Origin of the sequence: Streptomyces sp. NPDC058685 (assembly GCF_042714725.1) — a bacterium.
Classification (GTDB): domain Bacteria; phylum Actinomycetota; class Actinomycetes; order Streptomycetales; family Streptomycetaceae; genus Streptomyces.
This window is the reverse complement of record NZ_JBHXSL010000010.1, coordinates 209,992-222,337: the sequence shown is the minus strand read 5'-3', so window position 1 is coordinate 222,337 and position 12,346 is coordinate 209,992. Positions and strand designations below refer to the sequence as shown.

The following is a 12,346-nucleotide window of genomic DNA, read 5'->3' as shown; positions in this document are numbered from 1 at the left end:
GGAACCTCGCCATCCGAAGATGGACGGGGTATCAACATATCTGGCGTTGACTTTTGGCACGCTGTTGAGTTCTCAAGGAACGGACGCTTCCTTTGTACTCACCCTCTCGGGCTTTCCTCCGGGCGCTTCCCTTCGGTCTTGCGTTTCCAACCCTACCAGATTCTTTTTCCGTTCCGTTTCCGGTGGAGTTTGAATCCGATGGCCGATTGGAGTGGCCTTTTGCCTTTCGGCTGCACCGACTTTATCAGAGATTCTGAGTCGGAATTTCCCTCCCGTTCAGGTCACTGCTTCGAGCGCGTAAGCACATCGAGTTCCCTGCGGGCGGAGACGTAAACGTACTGGAGCGGAGCGCCCCGATGCAAATCGGGGGGCTCCGCTCCGAGAACAGCGACGTCAGAGGGTCGGAAGAGGGTCAGACCTCGACGACGACGGGGAGGATCATCGGCCGGCGACGGTAGGTGTCGGACACCCACTTGCCCACCGTGCGGCGTACCAACTGCTGGAGTTGGTGCGGTTCGGCGACGCCGTCGGCGCCTGCCTTGGCGATCGCTTCCTCGATCTTCGGGATGACCGCGTTGAAGGCCGAGTCCTCGATACCGGAACCGCGGGCGTGCAGGTTCGGACCGCCGACGACCTTGCCCGTCGTGGAGTCGACCACGACGAAGACGGAGATGATGCCCTCGTCCCCGAGGATGCGACGGTCCTTCAGGGACGCTTCGGTGACATCGCCGACCGAGAGGCCGTCGACGTACACATAGCCCGCCTGGACCTTGCCGACGATCCTGGCCTTGCCGTCGACGAGGTCGACGACGACTCCGTCCTCGGCGATGACGATGCGGTCCTTGGGGACTCCCGTCTGGGCGCCGAGTTCGGCGTTGGCCCGCAGATGGCGCCATTCACCGTGGACCGGCATCAGGTTCTTCGGCCGGCAGATGTTGTAGAAGTACAGCAGCTCGCCCGCCGAGGCGTGGCCCGAGACATGGACCTTGGCGTTGCCCTTGTGGACGACGTTCGCGCCCCACCGGCTCAGGCCGTTGATCACGCGGTAGACCGCGTTCTCGTTGCCCGGGATGAGCGACGACGCCAGGATCACCGTGTCGCCCTGGACGATCCGGATCTGGTGGTCGCGGTTGGCCATGCGGGACAGGGCCGCCATGGGTTCGCCCTGCGAGCCCGTGCACACGAGGACGATCTCGTGGTCCGGCAGGTCGTCGAGCGTCTTGACGTCCACGACGAGGCCGGGCGGGACCTTCAGATAGCCGAGGTCACGGGCGATGCCCATGTTGCGGACCATCGAGCGGCCGACGAAGGCGACACGCCTTCCGTACTCGTGGGCGGCGTCGAGGATCTGCTGGATGCGGTGCACATGGCTGGCGAAGCTCGCGACGATGATGCGCTTCTGGGCGTTCGCGAAGACCGTGCGCAGCACATTCGAGATGTCCCGCTCCGGCGGGACGAATCCGGGGACCTCGGCGTTCGTCGAGTCGGACAGCAGAAGGTCGATGCCTTCCTCGCTGAGCCGGGCGAAGGCGTGCAGGTCGGTCAGCCGGCCGTCGAGCGGCAGCTGGTCCATCTTGAAGTCGCCGGTGTGGACGGCCATGCCCGCGGGGGTGCGGATGGCGACGGCCAGGGCGTCCGGGATGGAGTGGTTGACCGCGATGAACTCGCAGTCGAACGGACCGATGCGCTCGCGGTGGCCTTCGCTCACTTCCAGCGTGTACGGCCGGATGCGGTGTTCCTGGAGCTTCGCCTCGATCAGGGCGAGGGTCAGCTTCGACCCGATGAGCGGGATGTCCGCCTTCAGGCGCAGCAGATAGGGGACGCCACCGATGTGGTCCTCGTGGCCGTGCGTGAGCACGATGCCTTCGATGTCGTCGAGACGGTCCCGGAGGGTGGTGAAGTCCGGAAGGATGAGGTCGATTCCGGGCTGTTCCTCCTCGGGGAAGAGGACGCCGCAGTCGACGATGAGCAGTCGGCCCTCGTATTCGAAGACCGTCATGTTGCGGCCGATCTCGCCGAGACCGCCGAGCGGGGTGACGCGCAGGCCGCCCTTCGGGAGCTTCGGCGGGGCGCCGAGTTCGGGATGCGGATGACTCAAAAGACTCTCCTCACCACGTACGCCACGTACCGCTGGGGCACGTGGCGTACATGTCATTCGTGCACTTGCTGTTGTCTGTCCGGCCGCGGATGGCCGGTTCTTCCTGCTTATTCAGTTGTGAAGTCGGTGGTCAGAGCTGTACCCCGCCGGCCGCCAGGTCGATCTTGAGCTGGGCGGTCTCCTGCGGGGACAGCTCGACGAGCGGAAGCCTTAGGGGCCCGGCGGGGAGACCCTGAAGGGTCAGCGCCGCCTTGGTGGTGATGACGCCCTGGGTGCGGAACATGCCGGTGAAGACCGGGAGCAGCCGCTGGTGGATCTCGGTGGCCTTCTGGACGTCACCGCTGGCATGGGCGTCGACGAGGGCGCGGAGCTCCGGGGTGACGACATGGCCGACGACGGAGACGAATCCGATGGCGCCGACCGAGAGCAGCGGGAGGTTGAGCATGTCGTCGCCGGAGTACCAGGCGAGGCCGCTGCGGGCGATGGCCCAGCTGGCGCGGCCGAGGTCTCCCTTGGCGTCCTTGTTGGCGACGATACGCGGGTGCTCGGACAGACGCACCAGGGTTTCCGTGTCGATGGGGACACCGCTGCGGCCTGGGATGTCGTAGAGCATGACGGGCAGTTCCGTCGAGTCGGCGATCGCCGCGAAGTGACGCAACAGGCCCTCCTGCGGGGGCTTGTTGTAGTACGGCGTCACCGCGAGCAGGCCGTGCGCGCCGGCCCGTTCGGCCGCGTGGGCGAGTTCGATGCTGTGGCGGGTGTCGTTGGTGCCGACTCCGGCCACGACGTGGGCCCGGTCTCCGACCGCTTCCAGTACGGCTCGTACGAGCTGGTCTTTCTCCGCGTCGCTGGTGGTCGGCGACTCACCGGTGGTGCCGTTGATGATCAGGCCGTCGTTGCCTGCGTCCACCAGGTGGGCCGCCAGGTGCTGAGCACCGGCGAGGTCAAGTGCGCCGTCAGCCGTGAACGGCGTGACCATGGCGGTGAGGACCCTGCCGAAGGGGGTCTGCGGAGTGGAGATCGGAGCCATGGGTAACACGCTACTCGCTGCTCAGCACGGTGTGTCCCCTCGGGGCACGTGACGTACGACGTGGCATGAGGAGCCCGGCACTGCCTGCTCGGGGGTTCAAGCAGTGCCGGGTCCGTTTGATCAGCCTAGATGAACTTCACGAAACACCGCAATGCGGACACTTCACCCGTGGATGCGTACGTATGTACTCGCAGGCGGCTCAGGGAGCCACGCGACCGTTGGCGTTGAAGGCCGCGTAGGTGAGCGGCATCAGGCGCGCCCAGTGCTCCTCCATCTTCTCGCCGACCATCTCGATCTCCCGCTGCGGGAAGGACGGAACGGTCGCCAGCTCGTGCTGGGTGCGCAGGCCGAGGAAGTGCATCAGCGAGCGTGCGTTGCAGGTCGCGTACATCGACGAGAAAAGACCCACGGGCAGGACCGCACGGGCCACCTCACGGGCGACGCCCTCGGCCAGCATCTCCTGGTAGGTCTCGTAGGAGCGCCGGTAGGACTCCTCCATGGCCTCGCTGACGACCTTGTGCTGCTCCGGAGTGCCGTCGACGAAGACGTACTTGCCGGGGCGGCCCTGCTGGACGAGCTTGCGGTCCTGTCCGGGGACGTAGAAGACGGGCTGAAGCTCCCGGTAGCGGCCGGACTCCTCGTTGTACGACCAGCCCACGCGGTGCCGCATGAACTCACGGAACACGAAGATGGGGGCACTGATGAAGAAGGTCATCGAGTTGTGCTCGAAGGGGCTGCCGTGGCGGTCCCGCATCAGGTAGTTGATGAGCCCCTTGGAGCGCTCCGGGTCCTTCTGGAGCTCCTCCAGCGACTGCTCGCCGGCCGTGGAGACGCGGGCGGCCCACAGCACGTCGGAGTCGCCGGCAGTGTGCTTCACCAGCTCGACGGTGACGTCACCGCGGAAGCTCGGAGTTGCGCTCTCGGCGGGGGTGTCGGGCACCAGGGGTCCTTCCGGTCGTACTCAGGGGGCGGCGCCCACTTTAACGACGCAGCCTCCCGGGGGTACCTCCGCCCTCGTGAGTCTTCTGGAGCAACTTGCCGAACGATGGCACCTCCGGGTGGTTTCTCGCGTCTATACCAGGAGAAGCGTCCAGGTACCAGACCTCAAGGAGTTTTCTGATGTTCCTCCGGCGAGAAGCCGTCCCGTTCACATTCGTCGCCGAGGCCGATCGCTTCCGCAGTAACGTCACTCCCCCGCCCCGTGAACGTCCGAGCGTCTCCGAGCTCACCGGCCGTACGCTGATCGGGCTTACCCTCGTCGCCGGGCTGGTCGGCTCGCTTCTGTTCGGGCTTCCCGCCCTCGGTTCCGGTCCCGCGCCGGCCCATTCACAGCAGTCCGAAGCGTCCGAGGGGCGCTGATCTCGCCTTCCGGCCCCGAACGGGCCGGGAAGGCACCCCCATGGCCCCCCTGGGGTGGTCGGCCGGTGACCTGCTCGGTAGCCTCACCGGGCACAGCCCAATCGAGTGTGCTGGTGAGTGAGGATCAGTCGTGCCCCTGCCCTTCCTGACGGCGGACCGCGCATTTGACACGAACGCGGACGATGTCGCGCTGCCTTTCGACGACCACGACCAGTGGCGCCGGCCGTACCGACCGGGCCCGTGGCGGGTCGCGGCGGCCGCGCTGTTGCTGCTGCTGGCGTCGTTCGTCCTGCTCGCCGCGATGATCATCGCCTTCGCCGGCGCACTGCCCGGGGCATCCGCCTGTGCGGGCCTGGGGCTCGTGCTCATCGTGGCGGCGCTGCGCCTGCTGCGCGTGGGTGTGTGGGTCAGCAGGCACGGGCTGCGCAGGGTGGGCTTCTTCGGGACCACCACGGTTCCGTGGAACGAGGCGGCCGATGTCCGCACGGTGCAGCAGCCGGTCCGCTGGCTGGGTCTGCCGCGGACGGTGCAGGGTCAGGCGCTCGTTCTCTCCCGCCCCGGCAGCGAGCCGTTGCATCTGCTCACCGACCACAACGCGGACTTCCTGGCGCGCGTCGAGGCGTTCGACCGGGCCGCGGACACCGTCGAGGCATGGGGCTCGGAGTACCGGCCCGGCCAGGCCTGAACCTTCCAGGCGGTGCCGGTTCCACGGCCTGTCATGCGGATCGTGCCGGGTTCGGCCCGATCCGAACGACAGCCCCTAGGTGGGAGCCGGCCGGCCGTCGTGCAGGGCGATCGCGCGCTGCATCGCCTTGCGGGCGCGCGGAGTGTCCCGCGCGTCGTGGTACGCCACCGCCAGCCGGAACCAGCAGCGCCAGTCGCCCGGTGAGTCCTCGGTCTCCGCGCGGCGCCGGGCGAAGACGGCGTCCGCCGAATCGCGGTCGATGCGGCCGCCGGGGGTGCGGACCAGTTCGTCGACCGGCAGGCCGCCCTCGGCGTCCAGTTCGGCCGCGAGCTGGTTGGCCCGGGTCACGAACTGCGTGTTCTTCCAGAGGAACCAGAGGCCGATCACCGGCAGGATCAGCACGGCCGCACCGAAGCTGACGGTGAGCAGGGTGCCGTGCTGGATGAGCATCACCCCTCGGCTGCCGACCAGGACGAAGTAGACAACGAGGACGGCAGCCGTGACGAGGTACGTGATTTTCGCGCGCATGAGGGCTTTCCGGGTCAGCCGAGGTCGAGGAAATGTTCCAGGCCGAAGGTGAGCCCGGGTGCGGACACGACCTGGCGGACGCCCAGCAGGATGCCCGGCATGAAGCTGCTGTGGTGCAGCGAGTCGTGCCGGATGGTCAGCGTCTCGCCCTCGCCGCCCAGCAGGACCTCCTGATGGGCGAGCAGACCGCGCAGCCGTACGGCGTGCACCGGGACGCCGTCGACATCCGCGCCACGCGCGCCGTCCAGCGCGGTGACGGTGGCGTCGGGCTGCGGCGCGAGGCCGGCCTCGGCGCGGGCCGCCGCGATCAGCTGTGCCGTGCGGGTGGCCGTGCCGGAGGGGGCGTCGGCCTTGTTCGGGTGGTGGAGCTCGACGACCTCGACGGACTCGAAGTAGCGCGCGGCCTGCTGCGCGAACTTCATGGTGAGCACTGCGCCGATCGAGAAGTTCGGCGCGATGAGCACGCCGGTCTGCGGGGAGGCGGCGAGCGAGGTGTTGAGCTGCGCGAGGCGTTCGTCGGTCCATCCGGTGGTGCCGACGACCGCGTGGATGCCGTGGCGTACGCAGAAGTCGAGGTTGCCCATCACCGAGGTGGGGGTGGTCAGTTCGACCGCGACCTGGGCGCCGGCGTCGACCAGTGCCTCCAGCTTGTCGCTCCGGCCGAGTGCGGCGACCAGTTCCATGTCCTCGGCGGCCTCGACGGCCTGTACGGCTTCCGAGCCGATCCGGCCGTTGGCACCGAGGACGGCCACGCGCAGCTTGCTCATCGTTTCTATCCCTAATGTGAGGAACTCTAGGAGACAGCTTCGTGCAGGCGGTCGGCCTGCCTGTCCTTGAGCGGGCCGATCACCGAGAGGGACGGGCGCTGTCCCAGCACATCGCCGGCCACCGCGCGCACCTCGTCGGGCGTGACGGCCGCGATCCGGGCGAGCATCTCGTCGACCGACATCTGCTCGCCCCAGCACAGCTCGCTCTTGCCGATGCGGTTCATCAGCGCGCCGGTGTCCTCCAGGCCGAGCACCGTGGAACCGGAGAGCTGGCCGACGGCGCGGCCGATCTCGTCGTCCGACAGTCCCTCGGACGCGACCCGGTCGAGCTCGTCCCGGCAGATCTTCAGCACGTCGTGGACCTGGCTGGGACGGCAGCCCGCGTAGACGCCGAAGAGTCCGCAGTCGGCGAAGCCCGAGGTGTACGAGTACACGCTGTAGGCGAGGCCGCGCTTCTCCCGCACCTCCTGGAAGAGACGGGAGGACATGCCGCCGCCGAGCGCGGTGTTCAGCACGCCGAGCGCCCAGCGGCGCTCGTCGGTGCGGGCGAGGCCCGGCATGCCGAGGACGACATGGGCCTGCTCGGTCCTGCGGTTGAGCAGTTCGACCTTGCCGGCGGTGCGCAGGGGGCGGCGTCCGTCGCGGGGGGCGAGCGGGACCGCGTCCGTGCGGGTGAGGGCGCCGGCCTTCTCGAAGGCGCGGCGGACCTGACGTACGACGGTGGCGTGGTCGATGTTGCCCGCGGCGGCGACGACCAGATGGGTCGGGTCGTAGTGCTTCTTGTAGAAGCGGCGGACCCGCTCGGCGGTCAGCGCGTTGACGGTGTCGACCGTGCCGAGGACCGGGCGGCCGAGGGGGGTGTCGCCGAGCATGGTGTGCGCGAACAGGTCGTGCACGCAGTCGCCCGGGTCGTCCTCGGTCATCGCGATCTCCTCGAGGATGACACCGCGCTCGGCGTCGACGTCCTCCTGGAGGATCAGCGAACCGGTGAGCATGTCGCAGACCACGTCGATGGCGAGCGGCAGATCGGTGTCGAGCACCCGCGCGTAGTAGCAGGTGTACTCCTTCGCCGTGAAGGCGTTCATCTCGCCGCCGACCGCGTCGATCGCGGACGAGATGTCGAGGGCGGAGCGCTTGTGCGTGCCCTTGAACAGGAGGTGCTCGAGGTAGTGGGTGGCTCCGTTCAGCGCGGGGGTCTCGTCGCGGGAGCCGACGTGTGCCCAGATGCCGAAGGTCGCCGACCGGACGGACGGGAGCGACTCGGTGACGATGCGCAGGCCGCCCGGGAGGGTGGTGCGGCGGACCGTGCCGATGCCGTTCTCGCCCTTGAGAAGCGTTTGGGTACGGGCGACGGCCCGCGCCTCCGAGGAGGTGCGGGCCGTCGTCGTGGAACTACGAGCCGTCACTTGGCAGCGTCGTCCTTCTCGGCCTCGGGCTCTTCTTCACCCTCGATGACGGGGATGAGGGAGAGCTTGCCGCGGGAGTCGATCTCGGCGATCTCGACCTGGACCTTGGAGCCGACCGCGAGCACGTCCTCGACGTTCTCCACGCGCTTGCCACCGGCGAGCTTGCGGATCTGCGAGATGTGCAGCAGGCCGTCCTTGCCCGGGAGCAGGGACACGAACGCACCGAAGGTGGTGGTCTTGACGACCGTACCCAGGTAGCGCTCGCCGACCTCCGGCATGGTCGGGTTGGCGATGCCGTTGATCGTGGCGCGGGCGGCCTCGGCCTGCGAGCCCTGGGCGGCACCGATGTAGATGGTGCCGTCGTCCTCGATCGTGATGTCGGCGCCGGTGTCCTCCTGGATCTGGTTGATCATCTTGCCCTTGGGGCCGATGACCTCACCGATCTTGTCCACCGGGATCTTGACGGTGATGATCCGCGGGGCGTTCGGGGACATCTCGTCCGGGACGTCGATGGCCTCGTTCATCACATCGAGGATGTGGAGGCGTGCGTCGCGGGCCTGCTTCAGCGCGGCGGCCAGGACCGAGGCGGGGATGCCGTCGAGCTTGGTGTCGAGCTGGAGCGCGGTGACGAAGGTCTTCGTACCGGCGACCTTGAAGTCCATGTCGCCGTAGGCGTCCTCCGCACCGAGGATGTCGGTGAGGGCGACGTAGTGGGTCTCGCCGTCGATCTCCTGCGAGATCAGGCCCATGGCGATACCGGCGACGGCGGCCTTGAGGGGCACACCGGCGTTCAGCAGCGACATGGTGGAGGCGCAGACCGAGCCCATGGACGTCGAGCCGTTGGAGCCCAGCGCCTCGGAGACCTGGCGGATCGCGTAGGGGAACTCCTCGCGCGTCGGCAGGACCGGCACGATGGCGCGCTCGGCGAGCGCACCGTGGCCGATCTCGCGGCGCTTCGGCGAACCGACGCGGCCGGTCTCACCGACGGAGTAGGGCGGGAAGTTGTAGTTGTGCATGTAGCGCTTGCGGGTCACCGGGGAGAGGGTGTCCAGCTGCTGCTCCATCCGGAGCATGTTGAGGGTGGTGACACCCAGGATCTGGGTCTCGCCACGCTCGAACAGCGCCGAGCCGTGCACGCGCGGGATGGCCTCGACCTCGGCGGCGAGCGTACGGATGTCCGTGACGCCACGGCCGTCGATGCGGACCTTGTCCTTGATGACGCGCTCGCGGACCAGCTTCTTGGTCAGCGCGCGGTAGGCACCGGAGATCTCCTTCTCGCGACCCTCGAACTGCGGGAGCAGCTTCTCGGCGGCGATCTCCTTGATGCGGTCGAGCTCGGTCTCGCGCTCCTGCTTGCCCGGGATGGTGAGGGCCTGCGCGAGCTCGTCCTTGACCGCGGCGGTGAGCGCCTCCAGGACGTCGTCCTGGTAGTCGAGGAAGACGGGGAACTCGCCGACGGGCTTGGCGGCCTTGGCGGCGAGGTCGGACTGGGCCTTGCAGAGCGCCTTGATGAAGGGCTTCGCGGCCTCGAGACCGGCGGCGACGATCTCCTCGGTGGGAGCCTCGGCGCCGTCCTTGACGAGCTGGATGGTCTTCTCGGTGGCCTCGGCCTCGACCATCATGATCGCGACATCGCCGTCCTCGAGGACGCGACCGGCGACGACCATGTCGAAGACGGCGTCCTCGAGCTCGGTGTGCGTCGGGAACGCGACCCACTGGCCCTTGATCAGGGCGACACGGGTGCCGCCGATCGGGCCGGAGAAGGGCAGGCCGGCCAGCTGCGTGGAGCAGGAGGCGGCGTTGATCGCGACCACGTCGTACAGGTGGTCGGGGTTGAGCGCCATGATCGTCTCGACGATCTGGATCTCGTTGCGCAGGCCCTTCTTGAAGGAGGGGCGCAGCGGGCGGTCGATGAGGCGGCAGGTGAGGATCGCGTCCTCGGAGGGCCGGCCCTCACGACGGAAGAAGGAGCCGGGGATCTTGCCGGCTGCGTACATCCGCTCCTCGACGTCCACCGTCAGGGGGAAGAAGTCGAGCTGGTCCTTGGGCTTCTTGGAGGCGGTGGTGGCCGACAGCACCATGGTGTCGTCGTCCAGGTACGCCACGGCGGAACCGGCGGCCTGCTTGGCCAGGCGTCCCGTCTCGAAGCGGATGGTGCGGGTGCCGAAAGTACCGTTGTCAATGACGGCCTCGGCGTAGTGGGTCTCGTTCTCCACTAGCGTTTTCTCCGTTACGTTGCGTCTTTCGTCCTTCCGCCCGTGTGGCGGGAGGACGGTGGCGGAGAAGCTCTCGTTCTGCGGGCCGGTCTTCGATCGAAGCACCCGGGGGCTTGTGTCTCCGGGAGCCACTACCGAGGACCGGCGGCGGCGAGGCGGCTTCCCGCTCGTGTTCGGTGGTGCGTTCTGCGACCAGACTAATTGGCGTCCGGTACGTCGCGCACGTACAGCAAAGGGAGCGGCCCCCTCAGAGTGGGAACCGCTCCCTTCACGGCGTCCTTACTTGGCACCGCCGGCCGCACCGCGGCGGATGCCGAGGCGGTCGACCAGGGCGCGGAAGCGCTGGATGTCCTTCTTGGCCAGGTACTGCAGCAGACGGCGGCGCTGGCCGACGAGGATGAGCAGACCACGACGGGAGTGGTGGTCGTGCTTGTGCGTCTTGAGGTGCTCGGTCAGGTCCGAGATACGGCGCGAGAGCATCGCGACCTGCACCTCGGGGGAGCCGGTGTCGCCCTCCTTGGTGCCGAACTCGGTCATGATCTGCTTCTTCGTAGCGGCGTCGAGAGACACTCGGTACTCCTCTTGATGTTCGATGCGCCCACGAGTGCCCCTGGTCTTGTTCTCAGGAGAGCTTCCGTGACTCGGAGGCGAAGGTCCGATGAGCGCTGCACCCAGAGCACCGAGGCTCCGGGAAGGGCGTACACAAACGGCCGTCACACAGCGTACCAGCCTCGGCTACGAGGTCAGCGCCCGGATCGAGTGGTACACATCGAACACCGCGAGGCACAGCGGCACCAGCGTGAGCAGCACAAACGTCTCGGCGACCTCCAGGAAGCGGCCCCAGAAGGGGGTCACTCCCTTACGGGGCACGATCAGGCCGATGGCGGTGATCAGCGCGGCCACACCGGCGACGGCGGCGGTCAGCCAGATCGTACGGATGTCGAGGGCGCTGCTGTCGCCACGCAGGGCGTCGCGCATGAGCCCGGCCGGCGGGTTGAGGCACAGGCCGAGCCCGAGCAGTACCAGGGAGCCGAGGCCGGCGGCGAGCGCGCAGCCGACCTGCGCCGTGTAGCGGAAGAGGTGGGCGCGCATCAGCATGGCGATGCCGGTGCTGAGGGCGAGGAGCTGGCCCCAGACGTTGTCGGAGAAGCCGAGGACGGCGGCGGCGGCGACGGCGATCAGCGCGCAGCCGCCGACGAGGCCGACCATCAGCTCGTGGCCGCGGCGGGCCTGGGCGGCGATGCGCTCGGCGTCGACCGGGCCCGCGGGCTCGGGATCGCTGCCGTACTCGCCCATGGTCGTGCGCGGCGGGTCGAAGCCGATGGGCAGCCGCGCGAAGCGGGTGGAGAAGCCCGGAAGGAAGGCGAGGGCGCCGACGGCGAGCGGTGCGCACACCGCGGCGCTCTCGACCGGCTCCAGGTGGCGCAGGATCGCGACGAAGGTGACGAGCACGCCGACCGTCGCGGCGAAGACGAACGCGACGAAGGGGCCGTCACCGGCGGGGGCGACGATGGTCAGGAGTACCGCGAAGACCAGGACGGCGGCGCAGGCCAGCAGGAACTGGAGCTTGCCGATGCCCTCCCCGGTGGCCGGGGGCAGCAGTCCGGAGCCGGCAACGGCCGCGTTCGCCATCGCGCCGATGCCGAGGGCGACGGCGGATCCGCGGTCGTCGTACACCCGGGCCCGTACGCAGGCGAGCGCGAGCAGCAGGACGCCGGTGACGGCGGCCAGGATGCCGGCGAGGCCGTGCATGTCGTGCAGGGGGTCGGCCGTCCACAGCACGAAGGCGACGAGGACGAGCAGGACCGAGCCGCCGAAGAGGCCGGCGCCGCGCATCAGTCCGTCGCTCCACAGGGTGCGGTCGCGGGCGACCGCGGAGGCGACGGCATCGGACACGTCGTCGAAGACCGCGGGCGGCAGTGACTCGGAGAACGGCCGCATGGACAGCAGTTCGCCGTCGAGGATGCGCTGGGAGGCGAGGGAGCGGGTGCTGTCGAGCACGGTGCCGTCGCGCCGCACGAGGTGGTAACCGACCGGGGCGCCCTCCGCGGGGCTCTGTCCGGACAGGCGCAGGATCTCCGGGTAGAGGTCGGCGAGGGGGATGTCCTCGGGCAGTGCCACATCGACGCGGCCGTCCGGCGCGACGACCGTCACTCGGCAGAAACCGGTTCCGCTGCTCGACGGAGTCGCGGAACCCGGATGACCCGTCCCCGCAGCCGCCGCTCGGGCCGTCATAGTCACCTGCTGCATCCCCTCG

General features: G+C 68.6%; 11 protein-coding genes. 2 read left to right on the top strand and 9 right to left on the bottom strand.

What is annotated here, in order from left to right:
• Positions 1–412: 412 nt before the first annotated feature.
• The 3 genes from ACFWU3_RS12760 to thyX all read right to left on the bottom strand — a co-directional run bounded on the left by ACFWU3_RS12760 (position 413) and on the right by thyX (position 4,068).
• Entirely contained in the window at positions 413–2,098 is a 1,686-nt protein-coding gene (locus tag ACFWU3_RS12760; protein ID WP_384435232.1) for a ribonuclease J, read from the bottom strand.
• 130 nt (positions 2,099–2,228) lie between these two features.
• On the bottom strand, positions 2,229–3,128 hold the full coding sequence (gene dapA / locus ACFWU3_RS12755; RefSeq protein ID WP_384435229.1) for a 4-hydroxy-tetrahydrodipicolinate synthase: 900 nt from the start codon (positions 3,126–3,128) through the stop codon (positions 2,229–2,231).
• 199 nt (positions 3,129–3,327) lie between these two features.
• Positions 3,328–4,068 (bottom strand): FAD-dependent thymidylate synthase, encoded by a 741-nt coding sequence (gene thyX, locus ACFWU3_RS12750; protein WP_327679580.1) that lies wholly within the window; start codon positions 4,066–4,068, stop codon positions 3,328–3,330.
• 179 nt (positions 4,069–4,247) lie between these two features.
• On the opposite strand from thyX, the gene ACFWU3_RS12745 reads away from it, so the two are divergent.
• Both ACFWU3_RS12745 and ACFWU3_RS12740 read left to right on the top strand, forming a co-directional pair.
• Positions 4,248–4,487 carry a hypothetical protein gene (locus ACFWU3_RS12745; RefSeq protein WP_384435225.1) on the top strand — a complete coding sequence of 80 codons (240 nt, stop codon included), beginning with the start codon at positions 4,248–4,250 and terminating at the stop codon, positions 4,485–4,487.
• Between the two features lie 130 nt (positions 4,488–4,617).
• Positions 4,618–5,172 carry a hypothetical protein gene (locus ACFWU3_RS12740; protein ID WP_384435222.1) on the top strand — a complete coding sequence of 185 codons (555 nt, stop codon included), beginning with the start codon at positions 4,618–4,620 and terminating at the stop codon, positions 5,170–5,172.
• Positions 5,173–5,247: 75 nt separating this feature from the next.
• On the opposite strand, the gene ACFWU3_RS12735 is transcribed toward ACFWU3_RS12740, so the two are convergent.
• From ACFWU3_RS12735 to eccD, 6 genes are all read right to left on the bottom strand, one after another.
• Positions 5,248–5,700 carry a hypothetical protein gene (locus tag ACFWU3_RS12735; protein WP_384435218.1) on the bottom strand — a complete coding sequence of 151 codons (453 nt, stop codon included), beginning with the start codon at positions 5,698–5,700 and terminating at the stop codon, positions 5,248–5,250.
• Positions 5,701–5,714: 14 nt separating this feature from the next.
• Entirely contained in the window at positions 5,715–6,467 is a 753-nt protein-coding gene (dapB, locus tag ACFWU3_RS12730) for a 4-hydroxy-tetrahydrodipicolinate reductase (RefSeq protein WP_384435214.1), read from the bottom strand.
• 26 nt (positions 6,468–6,493) lie between these two features.
• Entirely contained in the window at positions 6,494–7,873 is a 1,380-nt protein-coding gene (locus ACFWU3_RS12725) for a M16 family metallopeptidase (RefSeq protein ID WP_384435211.1), read from the bottom strand.
• On the bottom strand, positions 7,870–10,089 hold the full coding sequence (locus tag ACFWU3_RS12720; protein WP_313943745.1) for a polyribonucleotide nucleotidyltransferase: 2,220 nt from the start codon (positions 10,087–10,089) through the stop codon (positions 7,870–7,872). The genes ACFWU3_RS12725 and ACFWU3_RS12720 overlap by 4 nt, the downstream gene beginning before the upstream one ends.
• Before the next feature lie 279 nt (positions 10,090–10,368).
• Entirely contained in the window at positions 10,369–10,659 is a 291-nt protein-coding gene (gene rpsO, locus ACFWU3_RS12715; RefSeq protein ID WP_093600212.1) for a 30S ribosomal protein S15, read from the bottom strand.
• Between the two features lie 165 nt (positions 10,660–10,824).
• Positions 10,825–12,324, bottom strand: coding sequence for a type VII secretion integral membrane protein EccD (gene eccD, locus ACFWU3_RS12710; protein ID WP_384435261.1), 1,500 nt, complete (start codon positions 12,322–12,324; stop codon positions 10,825–10,827).
• Positions 12,325–12,346 lie beyond the last annotated feature (22 nt).